The organism is Homoserinimonas aerilata (genome assembly GCF_006716125.1).
In the GTDB taxonomy this organism is placed as follows: domain Bacteria; phylum Actinomycetota; class Actinomycetes; order Actinomycetales; family Microbacteriaceae; genus Homoserinimonas; species Homoserinimonas aerilata.
On record NZ_VFOM01000002.1, the window covers coordinates 149705 to 167564 of the forward strand.

Genomic DNA, 17860 nt, shown 5'->3' on the forward strand with positions numbered 1-17860 from the left:
ATGCCTCCTATGCGGCGTGAAGTGCGGGCGTCCAGATGTTCTTGGTCGAGTGGGTGATGTAGCGGCCGCCGTCGAGGTAGTGGTCGTCTTCCTTCACCACTTCGTCGTCGCCTTTGTCGGTGGCTTTCTCTGACCATCGGTATTCAGTGACTTCGGATTGCCAGCCGGGGCAGCGGTCGGTGACGATGAGCTGGTCACGGTCGAGCAGGTTCCCGATGGTGGCGATGCCGGCGAGGACACTGTTGTCGGCCGCCCAGGGTGAGAGCGACTGGCCGCGCAGGTCGTTGTGCAGCTGCTGGCGGAACGATGCGGCGGCCGGGTCGAGCATGATGAACCGCGGCTGCAGCAGCGTCGGGTACGGCGTGTGCTCTTTGGGGAGCCATTCGCGGAACCGTTTCGACAGCTCGGCGTCAGTGAGGCGGATGCCGGACTCTTTCGAGTCGTAACCCCACTCGTCCATGAGTACTAGGCGTGGCTTCGTCTCGTCGGTGAGGCCGAGCATGAGCGCTGTGGTGGCGTTCGTGGTGCCGTAGTCCATGCCGATGCCGATGATGTCCTGCATCTGCGGCATCTGGTCGAACGGGATGACGTGGCGTTTCTCGTCCCACATCGGATACACGGCGCCGGCGGCGTTCGTCCACTCGCCCTTGATCATCCGGTCGTAGAAGACACCGGAGAAGGATGCTTCCATGTCGGCGATGTACTCGGCCGACAGGTTCGGGTTGTCCTTCATCGTGAAGTGGAATGAGATCAGGTTCTTGGTGCCCGCTTCGAGGATCCACTTCTTGCGGATCCAGTGGTTCTTCGATGCGGGGTTCATCGTCGCGAGAAGACGGGCGCCGTCGACACGCAGACGGCTGATGAGCATGTTCCAGAAGTCCTCAGGCATAAGGGCGGCTTCGTCGACGTAGGCGAGCGCGACCGTCGCACCTTGGATGCGTCCGACAGCCTTCGCATCCTTCGCCCCGACGAGCAGCACCTCACGGCCGAGGATCACCGCTGACGTCGCGCCAGGCGTGTAGTGGATCTGCGAAGTTATGACGGAGCCGAAGATCGTCGTGTTCTGGAACAGCACGAAGATGTTCTGGTAGATCGTCTGCAGCGACCCGCCCACGATGATGATGATCCCCGTGCGCGGTGCGACGACGATCGCGAGGAGGAACGCGAACAGCGACGCAACCGTCTTCCCCGCCGACACGGACCCGTACCAGAGTGCCAGCTTCCGGTCCATCGCATCCACGATGGAGAGGATCTGGGCCTTGGAGACGAGGCGCTCGATGTCGCTCAGGTTCACCGTGTGCCCCGAATCACGACTGCTCAGAGTCTGAGGCCGCGATATCCGAGCCTTCTGTACCCCGATAGCGATCGGCAGCCACGCGGAAGCCAGCGGCGATCTGGTCGAGCACACCAACCGCCTGGTCAAGACCGCCGTTGTCCTTCTCGACGATGCGGCTGATCTTGTCGAACACGATGGCCGTAGAGGTGATGATCGTGCGCCGAGCCTCAACAGGAACCGTGTCGAGCTCCTCAGAGGCAAAGGTATTGTCCTTGCCACCGAAGTTGAACACAGTGAACGGCTTGTCGAGCATGTCGAGCATGTCGTTCGCCGCGACGTTGAGACGCTGCGCCAGGTTCAGCCGCGCCTCAGCAAGATCGACCGAGCGGGCCGCCTGTGCGTCTTTTGTCGCTGACCGGTCAAAGGCGCGGTCATTGTCTTTGCACACGTTGGTGACTGATCCGGTGCTGACGCCGGTTTGGCGGGCGATCTCGTTACGGGCGAGTCCTTGTGCGTGGAGTGCGAGGATCTGGTCCCGTTGCTCGTCTGTGAGCTTGGCCATGGGATCACCTCGGGAGCGGTCTAGGTACTACGTCGCCTCTTGCGGCGTAGCTTTGCGCTGCGGCAGTCCTTGGGCTGTCCGGCGCTGGTACTTCTTGGCTTGGCGGATGCGCTGGCATGGGCGGCATTCGAGTAGGCCTCTGGCGCTGCGGTAGTTGTTCGCTTCGTTGCGTTCGTGGCCGCGCTTGCACGCGTCGGGCCGTCCGAGGGAGGCGGGGTCGCGGTAAGGGAGCCCGCGGCGCGTGTTCTCGATCTGGGTGACAGGTTCGAGGTGTGCCGGGTTGATGCAGTCCCGCACACGGCATAGGTGATCGATGTGGAGGCCATCGGGGATGTCGCCGACGTGTGTTTCGTAGCTGACGCGGTGGGCGAGCATCTGCTTGCGGTCGATCTGAATGGTGCCGTAACCGTGCGGGTCTACGTAGGCCGTCCAGCGCCAGCACCCGTTGTCGTCGACGCGGTGGTGTTGAGCCAGTCGGTCTTCGATGGGGGTCTTCACCGTGATGCTCCTTCGCGGGAGGTGGGAGTCGACGGTCGTCGCAGGTACGCCTGGCCCCGAAAGGTGAGGGCGTGATGGGTCGTCCTTCACTGCGGGTTGCGCGCTGGTGTTGACGGCGACCGTCGGGGAGATGCCATGCGCTCGCGCCGCGGTGTCTGCTCTGTCCGGCGGGGATGGCAAGTGTGGGGGAATGACGAAAGCCCCGCCGGGGGAGCGGGGCTTTCAAGTCGGGGCGGACGATTCTTTGCAGACTCGTCCTGTGCTCCACCAGTATGTCACATCGGAATTACAACCGTGTGATTCGTGGGCGTGTCGTGTTCGGGCGGGTTCTCAAGGTCCCAGGCGAATCCTCGGACGCCGGCGGATCCGGTGGCCCTCCAGTTGCAGCATCCGCATTCGACTGCGCACTGTTCGAGTCCGCCATTGCCGTCGGGTCGGTAGGTGGCGGTGAGGGCGATGCGCTTCTCTCGGTCGTACCAGCGTCCGCGTTTGCCGTTGGGGCCTGAGTTGAGGATTTGCTCGTACCAGTCGAAGCCGCACTCGGGGCACGGGTAAGGCTTCTTGGTGGTTGTGTCGATGAGCTCGAGGATGACCGGGGGTGAGAGTTTCGCTTCGATCTTCGTCTCCCATCCGTGCCAGACGTCGTGCCACAGTTCGATGTCGTGTTCGTCGGCGGTGACCATGAACGCGGCATACCAGGCGCGGAGGTTTGCCTCGGGGGTGAGGTGCGGGGTTGCGTCGGTGACGGTGCGCAGTTGTTCGAGGATCAATCCTTCGAGGAGGTCGTACTGCTGGAGGGCGTCGGCGTCGAATGGGATCTTGGACGCTGCAGAGGCGAGGCCGTTACCGCCGGTGAGGGATGATGCGATCGCTTCTCTGAGGAGGCGGATGAGGGGGTCGCGTCGGACCCACCTTGTGCGGCCTTCGATGATGGCTGGGTAAGGGTGTTCGATGGTCAGTTTGTCGACGGCGTCGAGAAGGGTGTCGGTCATGGTGTCTCCATTTCAGATTGGGAGGCGATCTGTGCTTCGAGGTCGGTCACGTTCTTCGTCCAGGTGGCGTGCCCGGTGCGGAGTGCGTCGATGCGGTTGGCGAGGTCGCGGCCGCGGGGTGTGCGGCGTTGCTCCCGGTTCAGGGCCTCGAACTCGTCGATCTGGACGATGAATTGGGCTAGGAGCATGCGGGCGGTCGACAGCTGCCTTCTCGCGTCTCTCATCAGCTCTTCCCCTCGTGGCAGGTGCACCGGCACATCTCCGGCGAGACGAAGCCCTGGTTGCATGAGCCGCAGTGGCCCTTCACGCGGACGCGAGGTTGCGGGTTGGGCGCGTAGGTCGCGCTGATCGGCTTCGTCATCAGAACGGTGTCTCGTCGGGGTAGGCGGGCGTGTTCCACGCGTCGCCCTGAACCGTGCCGGCAGTCGGTGGCGCGGGCGCCGCGGCTGCCCACTGCTCGGTATGTTCTGTCGTGGCGCCCGCGCCACCGCGACTGGACTGGGTGCGGGTTACGGCCGCGGTCGCGTATCGCAGCGACGGGCCGATCTCGTCAATCTCGATCTCGAACGACGTTCGCTTCTCGCCCTTGTCGGTCTCGTACGAGCGCTGCTTGAGCCGCCCTGTGGCGATGACCCGAGAACCCTTCGTCAGGGACCCTGCGACATGCTCGGCGAACTCGCGCCACACAGATGCACGCAAGAACAGGGCGTCGCCGTCAACCCACTCATTCGTGCGCTTATCGAAGGTGCGGGGCGTTGACGCGATGGTGAAGTTTGCTACCGCCAAACCGTTGGTCGTGTACCTGAGCTCGGGATCGGCCGTGAGATTCCCGACGACGGTCACAATCGTTTCGCCTGCCATTTACTTTCCTGCTTTCTTGTTTGCTGGCAGCCCGAACGACCGCCGCTTATCACCAACCGCAGCCCGAGTCATCCCCAGAACCGCGCAAATCTCCCTATCCGTGAGCCCGTCCTTCCAATGCCGCACAACCGGATCGTCAAGGTTCGGTGTCTTCGTCTTCCCCCCTGGCGCGAAAGTTGGGGCAGTCACCTCCGCAGCAACCGCATGAGCCAGCACGTCAGCCACCCGCACACCCTGCTTGTCCGCAATGGATGCGAGCCGACCCCACACCGTCACCGGGAGAGTCACCGTCACCGTCTTGGTGTTCATGACGCCACCGCCTTGAGTCGTGCGGCGAGTTCGTTCGCCCGATGCATCGCCTCGGCCCACGTGTCGTGATACACCGACGCGATCGCTTCGCCGTCACGGAGCACGTACGACACCGCGTGCGGCGCGTCGGGATGATTCCAGTTGATGCACGCCACGATGACTCTCACGATGCCCTCTCAATCCGGGACGCCTTGTCATGGCCGTGGTCGATCCTTCGTGAGCCCTGTGGATAACTGCCCGCCATTTCAGCCGCATCTTCTTTAGGAGATGTAGCTGTAGCCGTAGATGTAGCTGTAGCTGTAGTAGGCGCGGTCATAGCGGCGACCAACGTTTCGTCTGAGCGTTGCCCGTACGCCGTCGAAAACGCCCATTCAAGGTCGGTCACAGTGTCGGTCGCAGCCGTCGCCGGTTGCTTCAACAACGACTTCATCTGCGACTTCTCCCACGCGGGCAAATCCGGATTCTCACGCTTGAACCGCAGAATCTCGAACACCACCACAGCCCGAATCTTGTTCGACGCGATCGCCGCATATGCGAGCGCCGCCGACACCGCCAACCGTGGCTGGCGGAGCACCCCGTCATGACGCAGGAACCCTCTCACCATGACCTCATCCGTGGATTGGTCGACGACGATCCAGTGCTTATCGGACAGCTCTTGGGCGGCGATCATCACCTGATCGGCGGACTGCTCCCGTGTCTTCGCGGCGAGACGTCCGGGGTGAAAGTCGCCCACACCGCAGTAGTTCAGATTCGACCCCATGAGCTTGTGCCAGAGCGCCTGTGCCGGGTCGGTCAGGTCACGCCATTCCGCATCACCCCAAACCTCGAGGTTGATCGATGCTTTCTCGCGGGCCATGTCAGCCCACCATCCCTTCTCGTATTGCTCCGATGAGCACCAAATAATCGACAGCGCCGATCGGGTGGATCTGTTCCTTGCCGCCGTCGTTGTCGAACCGCCACCAGGTGGCATCGAACGTGCGGAACTTCGGCACCAGCAGCGGGTCATGCTTCGACCGGATCGCCCAGCCGAGCGCCTCTCCTTTATGTCCGGAGTGGGCGACACCATGGCAGCCGGTGTGATTCCCCCAGCCGCACAGGTGCAAGGCGTTGCCGAGGGTGTCAGGACCACCACGGGACCGGAATTGGCAGTGGTGGGCCTCAGTTGCCTCATTCAGCCCACAGCCCTCGCACAGCCCCTTAGACCGTTTCTTGAGTGCCCGGAGAACCGCCGGGGGGAATGCGCTCACGAGGTCACCGCCGATAGAGTGCGGGGCATGAATGAGGCAAATCTGATCGTGAACTTCGCTTTGATGGCCGCGACTGTCGCCTCTGCGATTGTGGCGTGGTGGCAAGCATTCGGTGCGGTAAAGGCCAAGCGCTTAGCAGAAGACGCCCGTGATGCAGCAGTCGGTGCGCTTGAGCGATCTGCGCGAGCGCTGGAGGATTCCAACGACTTGGTAAAGAGGTTCGCGCCTGCTGAAGAGGCATCATGGGAGATCGAGTCTCTGCAGAATCGACCGCACGAATACTTCGTCAGAAATGTGGGCATACGGATGGCGCGCAATGTTGTGCTTAGCGCCCATCCGCCGCTGCAAGAGAGCTCTGGGGCATCTCCCGGCGAGGGCGAAACGGGAATAATTAACTCTTCAGCCAAAGCGCCACGAGACGTTGAGCCCAACAACGTGATCCAGTTCAACGCATCGGTGTACCTAACGGGGCCGCGGTTACGCTTGCGAGTCGACTGGGAAGACGAAGACGGGAGTGCAAGGCACGCCTTCCGAGACATGCCATGACAACGCTCACTCATGCTGCCCTCTCAATCTCGATACCCAGGGACTCGATGACAGCTGCCCCGAGGTCGCGGGCGGCCGGCGGGGTGACAGCGTTCCCGCTCTGCTTGACTTGCTCCCGCTTCGTGCCCAGCAGGATGTACTCCCGGGCGAATGCCATCCCGACCTTGATCTCGTCGGGGGTGAGCATCCGGAACTCGCAGTCTTCGACGTCGACCGGGCCGGTGACGAGGGAGTACCTGTCGACGGTGGTCAGCGCCCGATGCGGGTCGCTGACGGGCCCGGCGTTGCCGTTCCCGTAGTAGGGGACGAGCAGCGACTGGTGGCCGCCTGTGGTGAGCGTCCGCATGACCTCCGTGACGGGTGTTGTCATCTCCGACCCTCCGGTGTTGTTCCGCATCAGCAGCCCGTGGTGGTTCCCGTTCGCTGACACCGTGTCGATGGGACGATCGGCTGACTTGGCTACCCCGTTGTTGCGGAGCGGGACGACGATCGCTGTCTCGTTCCTGGTGGACTGTGTGCGCAGGGGATCTGATCCGCTCGCCGCGGTCTTGCCCTCGCGGCCCTCCACGGGCACGACGAGGAACTGGCTACCTGCAGCAGTGAACGCGCCGAACGAATCACCGACAGGCTTGGCGGGGACCTCGTTGCCTTCGCCTCGAACCACAAGCGGCGGTGCGAGGAATCCCTTCGTCTGCGCCGTCGTCTGCGTGAGCATCGGATTAGCCCCGGACTGGACTGTGCCCTCCCCGCGGATGCCGTCAGTGATCAGCGGGGGCAGCGCCACACCATGCTGTGCGGTCGTCGTTTGAGTCGGCAGCGCTTCATCGACAGGCCACGCCCGCAGGTACCCGCTCCCGGTGGTCACACCGTCGTAGGTGTTCCCGGCCGCGGCGAGCGTGATCGGCTTCCAGTACTTCTCGATGCCCTTCTGGATGCGGGTCATCGTCTTCGGTGACAGAGGCTTTTCCCGGTCACCGATACGTGTCCCAGCGATAGACCAGTCGATCGCGGACGACGCCGGCAACCAGGCAGGCTCCACCACGGCCGCGCACTGAGGGCACTTGTACACGTATTGGGCCCGGTACCTGCCCCAGTGCTCCTTCTTCTTGAACACCTGCATTGCCGAGATGACCCCGTGCCGCTCGCAGAACGCCTGTGGGCGGGTCCACTTCTGCAGATCGGGCTTCCGGTTGCCTTTCAGCCAGAAGACGACGTACATGCGGTCCCGTGACTGCGGGGCAGGGAGTCCACGCGCTTGGGCATGCATGCTGTTCAGCCACACGATCTCGTGCTCATATCCGAGCAGCTCCATCGTCTGCAACCAGGCGGGGAACGGAATCCACTTCGCGGCATCGACAACGTTCTCGATGATGATCGCCTTGTAGTGGTGGTACTCCGCGAACCGGGGAACATCCCACATGGTGGCCCTCGAGCGGTTCGCCGCCTCATCAGGGAGGGGGCGGGTGCCGTCGAGGTCGAACAGCGCCTCATTCAGCGCCCGCTGCCGCTTCACACCCTTCGCCACACTGTGGTTCGTGCACTCCGGTGATGCCCACAGAATGTCCGTCGTCGGGAACCATGACGGCTCCACCTGCGAGATGTCAGCGTTCGAATGATCCGTGTCCGGGTGGTTCGCCTGGTGCGAGTCGATGGCCAGCTTCCAGTGGTTCGCCGCCATGACGACACGCACACCGGGGAGGGTTGCGAGGCCAGACGAGGAACCGCCGGCGCCACAGAACAGGTCAGTAACCGTGATCATCAGGCGACCGCCTCATCGTCCAGGTCGAACAGGGAAGGGATGGCCGCGCGCGCATCATGCCGTCGCAGGTACACCAGCGAGTCAGCGACAGATGCCGGGTTCAGCTCCGACGAGTACGCCCGGCGCCCGGCCTGCACCGCACAGAGCGCCGTGGAGCCGATGCCGCCGAACGGGTCGTAGACCAGGTCGCCCGGGTTCGAGTACATGTTGATGAGGCGACGCGGAATTTCGAGCGGGAACGGGCAGATGTGGTTTTCCACGTCACGCTTCTTCTGCTCCGAGTTGAGCGTGTCGATGCGGAGAATGTCGGTCCACACATCGGGGCGCCACGACCCGGGAACGAGGGACGCGAAGGTGCCGGGGAGGGCGTTCTTCGCCGCAAGCCTCCCTGCGAGCTCCACATGCGCGTCGTAGTCGTATACATTCGCGGTCGACTGCTCCGTGAACACCTTCTGCCGGGTGCCAGGGTCGAGAGCGGCGAGCTCATCGAGCGACAGAAGCCGATTCCCCGAGGTGCGCCACTCGGCGGCAGCATCGATCTGCCACTGCCCGACCGTGTACGCCTCCCGGTCCTTCACGATCCGTTCGTCAGACCAACCGACGGTGCGGTCCGTCTGCGGTTTCCCGAATAGCAGCACATACTCGGGGGAGCCGACACCCATGGGCCCGTGGTCCTTGAGCATCTTCGTATAGCTCAGCCGGTACGTCTGGTTGTTCTCCCTCACGACGTCGGTCGTGACGGTGATCATCCCGTAGTAGTCGAAACCATGCTGCGTGTAGTGGGCGATCGCTTCCGCGTGCAGCGCTGAGACCGTGTAGCGGCCCTTGCCGGTGACGGAACCGAACAGCATCCGGTCCTTCACATGCACGGCCATGATCCGGCCCGGCTGCAGCACCTTCAGCAGCGACGGGGTGAGGTAGTCGTTCTGCCACCAGAAGTGATCGTTGTCGTCCGTGTGTCCGAAGTCGGCGTAGTTCGGGGAGTACTCGTAGTGGTTCCCGAACGGGATCGACGTGACGATCAGACCGACCGAGTTCTCCGCCATGTGGTCGCGCGCCTCAACAGTGGAGTCGTTCAGCGCAACAGTCCACTCTTCGCCAGACCAGACTTCACGCTCGACGCCCATCGCCCGGGTGAGCTCGGAGCTGATCGAGGTCGGGTTCAGACCATGCTCACGGAGAACATCGGACATGGTGTCGGTGAGAGAGTCATGCTCACGCCACTTCTGCTCCAGCGTGGCGCGCACCTCAGACTCGGACTCGGCGAACAGCAGCGTCACCTTGCAGGGGCGGGTCTGTCCGAACCGGTGGATGCGGTGCACGGCCTGGACGGTCTGCTCGAACTTGTGCGTCACACCGACGAAGATCGACACGGACGACTGCTGCAGGTTCAGCCCCTGCCCCAGTTGGATCGGCTTACCGATCAGCGCGTACGTCTTCCCATCGCGCCACTCGTCCAGGCGGCGCTCGTGCTCGTCATCGGGCAGCCCGCCATGGATCGATGAGAAGGTGATGCCGGCGGCTTCGAGCGCCTGCGCGATGAGATCCTGCTCGTCGTTGAGGTCGCACCAAAGGATAATCTGCTCGTCCGGCGCTCGCTCCACGTGCGCGGCGACAAGCTCCATGAGGCGCGCCACCCTCGCTTTGAGAGTGTTCCGCTTCTCGCGGGCGGCGCCAGTCAGCCCAAGCGCGCCACCTCTCACCAGCACACCCTGGCCGTCGCGGTCGACCTGGTCGGAGAGCATGTCCGTGGGAACTTCATCCCAGACCACCTCGAGCGGCGGCAGGTCGTATCCGTCGTCAGAGAAGCCGAGGTCGGACGGCTTCTGCAGGAAGCACGCCCACGTGTTCAGCCACAGCCAGAACTCGCGCTCCTTGTGCGGGTAGATCTTGAGGTTCCCCGCCTTGGACGAGTCGCGGTGGAAGAACCGGGTGAGCGCTGCACCGGTGTCCATGATGCCGAGGAACCCGGCGTAGTGAATGAGCTCTTTGTGTCTGTTCGGCGACGGGGTCGCGGTGGCAACGAACCGGAACGGGACGCTGTCGAACAGCTGCAGGAACTCCTGGTAGGTCTTCGACCCGAAGGAGCGGAGCACCGCGGCTTCATCGAGCGACACGGCCGTGAAGCCGTCGACGTCGAGACGGCCGTCACGCACCGACTCGTAGTTGGTGACATATATGCCGGACCAGTCGGGGTCGATCTCTTCGGTGCGGCGAATAAAGCGCACCTCGATGCCGAGCAGGTTACGGCCGTCGCGGATGAACTCACCACGCACGCCGAGCGGCGCCACGATGAGACCGCGGCCGGCCAGTCGCATGAGGATGAGGCGCAGAGTCTCGAGCTGCATGACGGACTTGCCGAGACCGTAGCGGGCGAAGATGGCACGACGGCCGCCGGCGACCGCCCACTTCACGATCGCTCGCTGATGCGGCAGTAAAACGGGTGAGAGGTCCTCGTCGGCGACCTCGAAGCCGAAGCGGCGATCGAAGGCTACTTTCTCGCGCAAGAAGTCGTCGTAGTCCAGAGTCGGGTCGGCGCCGGTGACAAGCGCGAGAGGGCTCACGCTGTCCGCCTGGACGTGTTGAGGGTGGCAATACTCTGGGAGTGCATTCTGTTTCCTTCTCAAAGGGGTTTCGGGGTGTGGAGGGGGCTCAGCGGGCCGTAATCCTGCTGAGCCCCCGGTTTCGACTACGGGCGGCCGTAGAAGATCGGCACGTCTCCGATGCCGTCGTGCACACGCGTCTCGGACGATTCGGTCTTCACCGTCTTGCCCTCACGGATCTCCGTGACGATGTCCGAGAACGCCGCCTCGAGGATGTTCTCGGGACGCTGGAGCGCGTACCCGAGACGAAGCCCATCTCCGCCGATCCGATACCGGAACGACGCGAACACGAAGTAGATCGGCCCGCCGATGTAAGGGCGGATCGCGAGCTTCAACTCCTTGGGGAACTCGATCTCGCCCTTCGTGCCCTTCTTCGCCGCGACCGTCTCGACGTACTGGAACTGCACCTCGCCGTTGTCGAGACGCACCGCAGATCCGAAATCGACCTTGGACGTCGCCTCGAACTTCGTAGCGATCTCGATGAGGCGAGCGTGATCCGGTTCCTGCACGTCGAGTGCACGGTCTTCGATGAATTCCGCGAACTCTTGCTGGGAGAACCATCCGCGCGGGTTCGCGCCGAGGTCGTGTTCAGCCCACGCCAGCCACGCTTTCGAGTGCTCGAGCGTCAGTGTGAGCCGGTGAGACTGCCAGCCGGAGAGTTCATCGGTTCCCTGGTGGGAGTCGATGACAGCCACAACCGACGACGCCGACGTGTGCGCGAACACCTCCGTGCCCGGCGTCTTGTGCCGGTTCGCGTACTTCACGAACGACTCGGCGTCCGTGACAGTGCGGGAAGCCTTCGCCCGCCGCGGCGCGACGTCATACTCGTCGGTGTCGGCGAACTCGATCCCGCCGTCACGGCTGAGGCGCGCATACACCGTGCCAGGCTCGAGCTCGGCGACCTCTGCCGCCTGCATCGCGAGGGTCGCGACGACGGCCGCCTCGGTTTCTGACCCGAGAGTGTTCAGCTCGATAGTCATGCTTTCGGTGCCTCCTTGATCTCCCCGGTTCCCGGGTCTACGTGCTCGCGAATGTCGTCGTCGAAGAGGGGCATCGCTGACGGGTCGGTGCGCTGCAGGCGGTTGTTCTCGCCGATGAACGCCATCGACCCCTCACGGTTCTTCTCCGGCGCGCGGACAGCGATCGCGTCGTTCACGATCACGGCCTGCCCTCCGCCGTCGACGGGCTTCACCTCGAACTTCACGGTGAGGGTGCCCTTCTTGCCGGTGACCTTGACGTCCTCGATGAGCTTTGAGAGCTTCTCCGCGAGTTCGATGTCTGTCTTCGGCCGGATGGTCGCCAGGACGGCGGCAAAGCTGCCGGGCCCTGACTCTGTGTGCTTCTCTGCCATTTCTGTTCTCTCTTTCTTGTGGGTGGTCATCGTCCGAAACCGCCGACTTGGTACGCGGCGGCCTGGGCCTTGTTGAGATTGAGGTAGCCGTACAGCTTCGACTGCAGCGCTTTCTGCAGGTGCTCGGCGGCGTGGAGGATCTCTTTCGCGTCGTCGAACTGGTGCTTGAGCGGCAGCGATGCGAGATCCGCCTCGGCGCGCTGGCGGGTGATGCTGGTCTCGCTGGAGCGGAGCATCGCCTTCGCGCGCTCCTCAATCCACTTCCGCTCGGCCGCATAGCGCTGGTTGTACAGGTGCTTGAGCACAGGCACGGCATCTTCGAGACGGTCGCCGATCTCGCGGATGATCATCTCGATCTCCATCGGAGAGACCGGCTCGTAGTCGACGAGTTCGCCGGTGGCGAGATTCGCGATCTCGGTCATGGCTGATTCGCGTCAGCGGCGGCGTACTCTTCATCGGTCGGCTCGGCAGGGTCGCGGTCGACTGCTGGGGCCGGGGATGAGGGCTGGTGCTCGGTTCCCAGTTGCTCGCCCGGGCCGTCCGATCTTTCGTCGGACGGTCTCGCGTCTTCCCCTGACCCCACCGGCCCCGCAGTCTCTTCGCGGTTGAGCATCCCGTAGTGAGTAAGCGCGAGCGTGCGCACCCCGTCATTCCACTCGCCAGCGGCTTTCGCCCGGTCGACTACGGTCGTGACCTCTTCCTTCGTCGTGCACGCCTTGATCGCGGCCGCCCAGTCTTCGGACGGTTCCGGCTCAGCCTCGAGCACGCCATCCTCAGATACGAGAGCGCCCAGTTCCTCCGGAGTGTAGGAAAGCCCCTTGAGCACGTCGTCAAAGCCTTCACGGCCGACAACACCGATCGCGCGCCACACGCACAGCAGCTCCGGGTACTTCTCCCACGGCAGCGGGTTGCCCTTCTCGGATCGGGCGCGGACTGCGAACTCACCGGTGTCGCTGTTGCGCACGTACTCGCACAGCCCGGCGCGCGCGGCGCGCTCCACGTCCCATGTGTCGGTGAACTCGTCGCCACTGTCGGCACGGGTGGCCGTGACGGTCACCGAGTAGCTGCCCGCCTTGATGGATCCGCTCTTCTCGATCACCAGGCGGTGACCGGCGGCCCGAATCAGGCCCGTCATCAGCTGGGGGGAGATTGTGGCCTTGCCCTCGATGACGTCGATGCCCTGCATGGCCGCCATCGGATGAAGGCCCAGCATGGCTCCGGTCTCCATGACGAGGAGGATCTTCGCCGGGGAAGGCTTGCCGGTCTGCTTGTCGAACAGGCCGCGGGGGATCAGATCGGCGGCGCCCGCGAGGGTCTGCGCGTACGCGGCGCGCTCAGGGAGGCTGGAACGGTCGTAGGTGGTGATTGCGGTGCTCATGATGCGAGCTGCCTTTCGAATTCGAGCGCGGCAGTGAGCCGTGCGAGGAGGTCTGTTGCGATGGGGACGATCTGCGCGGTGAGCTCGAGGATCTTCGGATGGTCGCGGTGGACGGTGACCGACTTCGGTTCGCCGTTGCAGCCCGGGCGAATGTCGCCGTCGAGAAGTTCGACCCAGATGAACTCGATCGACTCGAACTCGGGAACGCACACGAACTGCCACGCCAGTTGTCGCCACTCACCGAGCGACGGACCGTCGACGATGCGACCGTGCTTGGCCTTGCACTCGGCGCCGACTGTCTCGTCTGCACCGTCTGGGGTTGCTGCGAAGCCGCGCTCGCCCGGTGAATGGATGAGGGCTTTGTTCTCGGTGATGCCAGCCCAGGCGAGCATCATCGGCTCCCACCTGTGGCCTGATGCGGTGAAGTCGTTGCCGGTGAAGTTGTGGTCGCTAAGCTTCGCCGCCAGATACTTGTCCACCGATGTCGGCTTGGCGAGCTTCGCAGCATCCGAAGCACCGATCACCGGGCGCCGTGCGAGCTTCCACACGTCGCGATCGCTGCCGTCGACGAGGATCCGGTCGCGCCAACTCATGCCGCCACCGCCTCAACGTCAGGGGTGCAGATGACGGTGATGTCCGCGCCGGGCTCCCCGTACCGCTTGTAGGTGTGCAGGTCGCAGATACGCGCATCGTCAGCGATCACGCCTGCCGCTGTGAGCCCATCGAAGGTGGAGCGCACCAACTTGTCGAGGTCGGGGTAAACGGTCGGAAGATCGCGTTTCACGGTCTTGGGCTTGGCAAGGCGGAACGTGATCAACACGGTGAGGGGCCCGTCGAGCGGGGCGCGCCCGTTCATGGCATCCTCACCAGCAGTTTTCACTGCGGCACGCCACGGCTTCACCTTGTCGGACGATTCGACCATCGCCACACGGGTTGAGCCGATACGGGAGAATCCCTTCTTGCTGCCCTGCGGTGCTGGGGTCCCGTCGACTTGGAAAGCGACAGCATCCACCGCCGCCTCGAAATACTCCGGCATGGCCGCGACGTACGGCGTGTACCCGGTCATGCTGCGGCCTCGATCCAGCGTTCGTTGCGAAGGATGAGAGACACCAGCGACTTGCTCACGCCGAACGCGGAAGCCAGTACGGGCAGCGGCTCGCCGGCGCGCGACCGGATCTCACGGACCGCGGGCCAGGTGAGCTTGGCGCCGGGGTGAGCCTCGCCGCCCAGACGCGACTGACGGCCGCGGGCGACCTTGTCGTCCATGTTGTCCTGCAGCGTTCCCCAGCGGAGGTGTCGAGCGTTGGCGCAGGCTCGGTTGTCGCAGGAGTGGAGCGCGTCCATCGTCGCCGAATGGTCTTCGCCGGATGCTTCGATCAGAGCCCAGACATGCAAGCCCTTCTCGACGCCGCCGATCCTCACGCGGGCATAGCCGGTGTGGTGAAGTCCACCGTTGAACTCCTGGCAGTCGTCAGGGGTTTCTCCGGAAGTGGTGAGCAATGCGAGGCGTTCGGCGATCGAAGCATCACGCGGCATCATTCGCTGCGCGTGGTGCGGGTCACCGTGGCGCTTCCACCGGTTGTAGTGCAGGTGGCAGTAGCCCTTGGCTGCGTACTCCACGGCGCACCCGTCGACGGTGCAGGCGGGGGCGGTCATTCCTTCACGCTCCCGTCCTCCATGATGATCCCGACCTTGGCGTCTTCACTGACCACCTCGATGAAAATCTGGTAATCGTGATCCACCGCGAGCTCGGCGATGATCTTGAGCGAGTCGGAGTCGAGCAGTGACCCGTCGAGGATCCTGAGCACGCGCAGCTTCGGGTTCGCCGCCATGGCGAGGGCGACGGATACGCGCAGCTGCTCTGCGGCGGATGCCTGCGAGAACGCGATGCCCTTGTAGGTGACCCAGTCTTCGTTGAACGAGAGGTGCTCGACCGGGAAGTCGACCGCGGCGAGAGCGTCAGCTTTCCGCTTCTCGATCTGCTGCAGCTTCACCGTGAGTTGTGCGGCGCGTTCCTTCACGCTGGACAGGGCTGCCGTGACACGGTGGTGCTCCTGCCCTTCACGGATAGCGGCGTTCGTCTGCTCCACCCCGGCGAGACGAGCACTGATGCCGTCGGTGTCGATCGGGTCGCCGAGCTTCGCCCGGTCGGCTTCGGTCGTTCTGAACTGCGCTGCAGTTGCCTCCAACTGTGCGGTCAATTCCGCGATCTGCTTCGTCAGCGAGTCCACTTCGTTGCCGAATCTGACGGCGAGCGACTCGCTGCGGACGATGGCGTCGTTGTGGGCGCGTGCCTTCTCGAACTCGGCGATGATGTCCGCCGACGAAACCTCCACATCTGGGGTGTCATCGTTCGGCTTCGTCAGCCCAGCCAGTTGGCCTTTCAGCTTGTCGACCTCACGGTTTACTTCGGTGCGGCTGTCGAACACGCCCTTCCGTTCCCGCTCGAGCTCGGAAGGATCGAACGGCAACTCGACGGTGGCGACGAGCGCGGCGACCTGGTCACGCGCAGACATGCGGGTGAATGCGAGCGGGTCGAACGCACGTGCTCCGATCAGATCGTCGAGCATCTTCTGCGGTGATGAATACTTCGCACCATCCGCCGACTCAACGGTGAGGGTGCCCGCATCGTCCTTCGTCCACCGGCGGGTGACGATGAACTCGCCCAGATCGAGCCGCACAACCGCGGTGTCTTGCCCGTCGCGGATGGGCTGCTGGGTGGCGCGGGATGCTTCGCCGCCGGCGAGGGCCGCCCAGATGGCGTCGAGCACGGATGTCTTGCCCTGTGCGTTCTTCCCGCCGATGAAGACGACGTTGCCTTCGGGGGTGATGGTGACGGCCTTGAGCCGCTTGTAGTTCTCTGCCTGGAGCTGAACGATGTGGAGTGACATTAGATGGTGCCTTTCAGAAGCTGGTTGAAGATGAAGAGCGCGCCCACCGCAATCGCGAGGACCACGTAGCAGGTGGCGAGGAGAATCCAGAACGACGCCCAAGACTCGATGCGGCGGCGCCTGGACTCGCGGCGCAGATTGTTGGGGTTGATGCCGTAGCTCATGACTGGCCCCATTCGTCGTGTTCGGTGCCGCACGCGTCGCACGTCCAGACGGCGGCCGGGATCTCCGGATCGATCAGGAGTTCGGCTTCGCCCTCGAACGTGCACGGCCACTCAAGATCGAACTCGCGGGGGGTTCCTCGCTCGAATGTGTGCCGGGAGATGCCATCGCATTTGCGCCACACGACGCGTTCGGTGACGGACTGGCCGGATGATCTGCTCACAGCACAACTCCGATCAGGACGCCGAGCAGGACACCTGCAGCGATGAGGATCACGGACACCGCCCATGCGATGACCGTGCGAGCAATCGCGGCCTGAACCACCGGATCCACGCCGGGTAGTTCGGGGGCGACATAGGTTGTGCGGCGGGTCACAGGACACCCACCAATCTGGCGATGGCCAACAGGACCAGCCCGATAACGACCATCACGGCGAGGAACACGCCCGTCGCCACCAGAGCGATGAACCACCGCCCGAACGGCAGACGCGGCTCATAATCCGACTCAGGCAGGTGCGCGTAGATGCGGTTGTCAGGGGTCATGAGAGCGCCGCCTCGATCTGCTCAAGCTCGTCGGGCCGGATGCCATACCCGGCGCTCTGGTGCGAGTGCACCCAAGCGATCCGGTTCGCGAGCTTCTGCTGCTCCACGAGTGCGAGCGTCGCGTGCACCTGCGCCAGCCCGAGGGCATGCATTGCCCGCTCGCCGGTGACCTCCGGATTCATATCACCGCTGTAGACGACGAAGCCCACTGCCTCCGCCTTGTGGTCGATGGTGCTCATGAGTTGTCCTGTCGGGTGAGTCGGCGGGCCACAATGAGCCCGAAACCGAGGATGAGTAGTGCGATGCCGCCGACCAGAGGGGCGGCAGGGTCAGGGCCGGTGTGCGGCAACTGGGTGAGCGGCTCCACCGGGACGGGCAGGAACTCGCCCAGCGGGGGCACCACGGCAGGCTCCTCCCATACGGCGACGTCATTCACACACGACGTCGGCTCACCCGACCGATCCAGCCATCCGGGGACAGTCCCAGGAGGGCACAGGAGCGCGCCCGCGATGAGCAGAGTGGCGATCATGCTGCGAGTCCTTTTCTGCGCGCGGCGACTCGGGCTGCAGCGTCGCGGTTGCACGCGCGGCAGGTTCGAGCACCGGATGGTCGGATGTATGTGTTGGCGTCGTCGAAGTCGTGCCCATTGGTGCATGTCTTCCGAGACGCATTGACGTTGCGCCCGTGCCGGATCGTGTCGCGGTTGTTCTCGGCCACGGTTCCGAAGGCGAGGTTCGTCACGGCGTTGTTGTCGGGGTTGCCGTCGAGGTGCCGGACCACCGGTCCAGTCGGCGCACCGATGAACGCGAACGCCACTAAGCGGTGCACGTTGTGAACGCTGTGCGCCCCGTCGCGCATGAGACTCACGTGACGATGACCCCAC

General features: G+C 64.0%; 28 protein-coding genes. 1 reads left to right on the forward strand and 27 read right to left on the reverse strand.

Annotated elements, in window-relative coordinates; genetic code table 11:
* Positions 1–7 precede the first annotated feature (7 nt).
* The 10 genes from FB562_RS10895 to FB562_RS10935 all read right to left on the reverse strand — a co-directional run bounded on the left by FB562_RS10895 (position 8) and on the right by FB562_RS10935 (position 5745).
* On the reverse strand, positions 8–1294 hold the full coding sequence (locus FB562_RS10895) for a PBSX family phage terminase large subunit (RefSeq protein ID WP_141881332.1): 1287 nt from the start codon (positions 1292–1294) through the stop codon (positions 8–10).
* 13 nt (positions 1295–1307) lie between these two features.
* A complete protein-coding gene (locus FB562_RS10900; protein ID WP_141881333.1) occupies positions 1308–1838 on the reverse strand; it encodes a helix-turn-helix domain-containing protein in 531 nt (176 codons plus the stop codon).
* 27 nt (positions 1839–1865) lie between these two features.
* Entirely contained in the window at positions 1866–2336 is a 471-nt protein-coding gene (locus tag FB562_RS10905) for an HNH endonuclease signature motif containing protein (protein ID WP_221625409.1), read from the reverse strand.
* Between the two features lie 275 nt (positions 2337–2611).
* The gene (locus tag FB562_RS10910) at positions 2612–3328 is read right to left on the reverse strand and encodes a hypothetical protein (protein WP_141881334.1); all 717 of its coding nucleotides are present in this window, start codon (positions 3326–3328) and stop codon (positions 2612–2614) included.
* Positions 3325–3552, reverse strand: coding sequence for a hypothetical protein (locus FB562_RS10915; RefSeq protein ID WP_141881335.1), 228 nt, complete (start codon positions 3550–3552; stop codon positions 3325–3327). Before FB562_RS10915 ends, FB562_RS10910 begins: the two co-directional genes overlap by 4 nt.
* 136 nt (positions 3553–3688) lie before the next feature.
* A complete protein-coding gene (locus FB562_RS10920) occupies positions 3689–4189 on the reverse strand; it encodes a single-stranded DNA-binding protein (RefSeq protein ID WP_141881336.1) in 501 nt (166 codons plus the stop codon).
* The gene (locus tag FB562_RS10925; RefSeq protein WP_141881337.1) at positions 4190–4498 is read right to left on the reverse strand and encodes a hypothetical protein; all 309 of its coding nucleotides are present in this window, start codon (positions 4496–4498) and stop codon (positions 4190–4192) included.
* Positions 4495–4665, reverse strand: a complete 171-nt coding sequence (locus FB562_RS13645; protein ID WP_185740545.1) for a hypothetical protein — start codon at positions 4663–4665, stop codon at positions 4495–4497. The genes FB562_RS10925 and FB562_RS13645 overlap by 4 nt, the downstream gene beginning before the upstream one ends.
* A complete protein-coding gene (locus FB562_RS10930) occupies positions 4662–5354 on the reverse strand; it encodes a hypothetical protein (protein WP_141881338.1) in 693 nt (230 codons plus the stop codon). Before FB562_RS10930 ends, FB562_RS13645 begins: the two co-directional genes overlap by 4 nt.
* Position 5355: 1 nt before the next feature.
* The gene (locus tag FB562_RS10935) at positions 5356–5745 is read right to left on the reverse strand and encodes an HNH endonuclease (protein ID WP_141881339.1); all 390 of its coding nucleotides are present in this window, start codon (positions 5743–5745) and stop codon (positions 5356–5358) included.
* Positions 5746–5772: 27 nt separating this feature from the next.
* Between FB562_RS10935 and FB562_RS10940 the strand changes: the two genes are divergently transcribed.
* Positions 5773–6291, forward strand: a complete 519-nt coding sequence (locus tag FB562_RS10940) for a hypothetical protein (RefSeq protein ID WP_141881340.1) — start codon at positions 5773–5775, stop codon at positions 6289–6291.
* A gap of 10 nt (positions 6292–6301) precedes the next feature.
* On the opposite strand, the gene FB562_RS10945 is transcribed toward FB562_RS10940, so the two are convergent.
* The 17 genes from FB562_RS10945 to FB562_RS11010 form a co-directional block, all read right to left on the reverse strand.
* Positions 6302–8050 carry a DNA cytosine methyltransferase gene (locus FB562_RS10945; RefSeq protein ID WP_141881341.1) on the reverse strand — a complete coding sequence of 583 codons (1749 nt, stop codon included), beginning with the start codon at positions 8048–8050 and terminating at the stop codon, positions 6302–6304.
* Positions 8050–10614 carry a DNA methyltransferase gene (locus FB562_RS10950; RefSeq protein WP_221625410.1) on the reverse strand — a complete coding sequence of 855 codons (2565 nt, stop codon included), beginning with the start codon at positions 10612–10614 and terminating at the stop codon, positions 8050–8052. Before FB562_RS10950 ends, FB562_RS10945 begins: the two co-directional genes overlap by 1 nt.
* Positions 10615–10739: 125 nt before the next feature.
* Positions 10740–11633 (reverse strand): DUF2303 family protein, encoded by an 894-nt coding sequence (locus FB562_RS10955; protein WP_141881342.1) that lies wholly within the window; start codon positions 11631–11633, stop codon positions 10740–10742.
* Positions 11630–12004, reverse strand: a complete 375-nt coding sequence (locus FB562_RS10960) for a hypothetical protein (protein ID WP_141881343.1) — start codon at positions 12002–12004, stop codon at positions 11630–11632. The genes FB562_RS10955 and FB562_RS10960 overlap by 4 nt, the downstream gene beginning before the upstream one ends.
* A gap of 26 nt (positions 12005–12030) precedes the next feature.
* Positions 12031–12426 carry a hypothetical protein gene (locus tag FB562_RS10965; RefSeq protein ID WP_141881344.1) on the reverse strand — a complete coding sequence of 132 codons (396 nt, stop codon included), beginning with the start codon at positions 12424–12426 and terminating at the stop codon, positions 12031–12033.
* A complete protein-coding gene (locus tag FB562_RS10970) occupies positions 12423–13382 on the reverse strand; it encodes a hypothetical protein (RefSeq protein ID WP_141881345.1) in 960 nt (319 codons plus the stop codon). The genes FB562_RS10965 and FB562_RS10970 overlap by 4 nt, the downstream gene beginning before the upstream one ends.
* Entirely contained in the window at positions 13379–13975 is a 597-nt protein-coding gene (locus FB562_RS10975) for a YqaJ viral recombinase family protein (RefSeq protein ID WP_141881346.1), read from the reverse strand. The genes FB562_RS10970 and FB562_RS10975 overlap by 4 nt, the downstream gene beginning before the upstream one ends.
* Positions 13972–14448 carry a RusA family crossover junction endodeoxyribonuclease gene (locus tag FB562_RS10980; RefSeq protein ID WP_141881347.1) on the reverse strand — a complete coding sequence of 159 codons (477 nt, stop codon included), beginning with the start codon at positions 14446–14448 and terminating at the stop codon, positions 13972–13974. Before FB562_RS10980 ends, FB562_RS10975 begins: the two co-directional genes overlap by 4 nt.
* Entirely contained in the window at positions 14445–15038 is a 594-nt protein-coding gene (locus FB562_RS10985) for a hypothetical protein (RefSeq protein ID WP_141881348.1), read from the reverse strand. Before FB562_RS10985 ends, FB562_RS10980 begins: the two co-directional genes overlap by 4 nt.
* Positions 15035–16273: an AAA family ATPase gene (locus FB562_RS10990; protein ID WP_141881349.1), complete on the reverse strand. Its 1239-nt coding sequence runs from the start codon at positions 16271–16273 to the stop codon at positions 15035–15037. The genes FB562_RS10985 and FB562_RS10990 overlap by 4 nt, the downstream gene beginning before the upstream one ends.
* Positions 16273–16437 carry a hypothetical protein gene (locus tag FB562_RS13650; RefSeq protein WP_185740546.1) on the reverse strand — a complete coding sequence of 55 codons (165 nt, stop codon included), beginning with the start codon at positions 16435–16437 and terminating at the stop codon, positions 16273–16275. Before FB562_RS13650 ends, FB562_RS10990 begins: the two co-directional genes overlap by 1 nt.
* Positions 16434–16658 (reverse strand): hypothetical protein, encoded by a 225-nt coding sequence (locus FB562_RS10995; RefSeq protein WP_141881350.1) that lies wholly within the window; start codon positions 16656–16658, stop codon positions 16434–16436. Before FB562_RS10995 ends, FB562_RS13650 begins: the two co-directional genes overlap by 4 nt.
* On the reverse strand, positions 16655–16810 hold the full coding sequence (locus FB562_RS13655; protein ID WP_185740547.1) for a hypothetical protein: 156 nt from the start codon (positions 16808–16810) through the stop codon (positions 16655–16657). The genes FB562_RS10995 and FB562_RS13655 overlap by 4 nt, the downstream gene beginning before the upstream one ends.
* Positions 16807–16977, reverse strand: coding sequence for a hypothetical protein (locus FB562_RS13660; RefSeq protein ID WP_185740548.1), 171 nt, complete (start codon positions 16975–16977; stop codon positions 16807–16809). The genes FB562_RS13655 and FB562_RS13660 overlap by 4 nt, the downstream gene beginning before the upstream one ends.
* Positions 16974–17216 (reverse strand): hypothetical protein, encoded by a 243-nt coding sequence (locus FB562_RS11000; protein ID WP_141881351.1) that lies wholly within the window; start codon positions 17214–17216, stop codon positions 16974–16976. Before FB562_RS11000 ends, FB562_RS13660 begins: the two co-directional genes overlap by 4 nt.
* Positions 17213–17506 carry an LPXTG cell wall anchor domain-containing protein gene (locus FB562_RS11005; protein ID WP_141881352.1) on the reverse strand — a complete coding sequence of 98 codons (294 nt, stop codon included), beginning with the start codon at positions 17504–17506 and terminating at the stop codon, positions 17213–17215. The genes FB562_RS11000 and FB562_RS11005 overlap by 4 nt, the downstream gene beginning before the upstream one ends.
* Positions 17503–17835, reverse strand: coding sequence for an HNH endonuclease (locus FB562_RS11010; protein WP_221625413.1), 333 nt, complete (start codon positions 17833–17835; stop codon positions 17503–17505). The genes FB562_RS11005 and FB562_RS11010 overlap by 4 nt, the downstream gene beginning before the upstream one ends.
* Between the last annotated feature and the right edge of the window lie 25 nt (positions 17836–17860).

Bases quoted from the DNA above. Each gene is read 5' to 3' on its own strand.
- FB562_RS10900 (WP_141881333.1), bottom strand. From the start codon at position 1,838: ATGGCCAAGCTCACAGACGAGCAACGGGACCAGATCCTCGCACTCCAC.
- FB562_RS10910 (WP_141881334.1), bottom strand. From the start codon at position 3,328: ATGACCGACACCCTTCTCGACGCCGTCGACAAACTGACCATCGAACAC.
- FB562_RS10915 (WP_141881335.1), bottom strand. From the start codon at position 3,552: ATGAGAGACGCGAGAAGGCAGCTGTCGACCGCCCGCATGCTCCTAGCC.
- FB562_RS10920 (WP_141881336.1), bottom strand. From the start codon at position 4,189: ATGGCAGGCGAAACGATTGTGACCGTCGTCGGGAATCTCACGGCCGAT.
- FB562_RS10925 (WP_141881337.1), bottom strand. From the start codon at position 4,498: ATGAACACCAAGACGGTGACGGTGACTCTCCCGGTGACGGTGTGGGGT.
- FB562_RS10930 (WP_141881338.1), bottom strand. From the start codon at position 5,354: ATGGCCCGCGAGAAAGCATCGATCAACCTCGAGGTTTGGGGTGATGCG.
- FB562_RS10940 (WP_141881340.1), top strand. From the start codon at position 5,773: ATGAATGAGGCAAATCTGATCGTGAACTTCGCTTTGATGGCCGCGACT.
- FB562_RS10945 (WP_141881341.1), bottom strand. From the start codon at position 8,050: ATGATCACGGTTACTGACCTGTTCTGTGGCGCCGGCGGTTCCTCGTCT.
- FB562_RS10955 (WP_141881342.1), bottom strand. From the start codon at position 11,633: ATGACTATCGAGCTGAACACTCTCGGGTCAGAAACCGAGGCGGCCGTC.
- FB562_RS10960 (WP_141881343.1), bottom strand. From the start codon at position 12,004: ATGGCAGAGAAGCACACAGAGTCAGGGCCCGGCAGCTTTGCCGCCGTC.
- FB562_RS10965 (WP_141881344.1), bottom strand. From the start codon at position 12,426: ATGACCGAGATCGCGAATCTCGCCACCGGCGAACTCGTCGACTACGAG.
- FB562_RS10970 (WP_141881345.1), bottom strand. From the start codon at position 13,382: ATGAGCACCGCAATCACCACCTACGACCGTTCCAGCCTCCCTGAGCGC.
- FB562_RS10975 (WP_141881346.1), bottom strand. From the start codon at position 13,975: ATGAGTTGGCGCGACCGGATCCTCGTCGACGGCAGCGATCGCGACGTG.
- FB562_RS10980 (WP_141881347.1), bottom strand. From the start codon at position 14,448: ATGACCGGGTACACGCCGTACGTCGCGGCCATGCCGGAGTATTTCGAG.
- FB562_RS10985 (WP_141881348.1), bottom strand. From the start codon at position 15,038: ATGACCGCCCCCGCCTGCACCGTCGACGGGTGCGCCGTGGAGTACGCA.
- FB562_RS10990 (WP_141881349.1), bottom strand. From the start codon at position 16,273: ATGTCACTCCACATCGTTCAGCTCCAGGCAGAGAACTACAAGCGGCTC.
- FB562_RS13650 (WP_185740546.1), bottom strand. From the start codon at position 16,437: ATGAGCTACGGCATCAACCCCAACAATCTGCGCCGCGAGTCCAGGCGC.
- FB562_RS13660 (WP_185740548.1), bottom strand. From the start codon at position 16,977: ATGACCCCTGACAACCGCATCTACGCGCACCTGCCTGAGTCGGATTAT.
- FB562_RS11000 (WP_141881351.1), bottom strand. From the start codon at position 17,216: ATGAGCACCATCGACCACAAGGCGGAGGCAGTGGGCTTCGTCGTCTAC.
- FB562_RS11005 (WP_141881352.1), bottom strand. From the start codon at position 17,506: ATGATCGCCACTCTGCTCATCGCGGGCGCGCTCCTGTGCCCTCCTGGG.
- FB562_RS11010 (WP_221625413.1), bottom strand. From the start codon at position 17,835: ATGCGCGACGGGGCGCACAGCGTTCACAACGTGCACCGCTTAGTGGCG.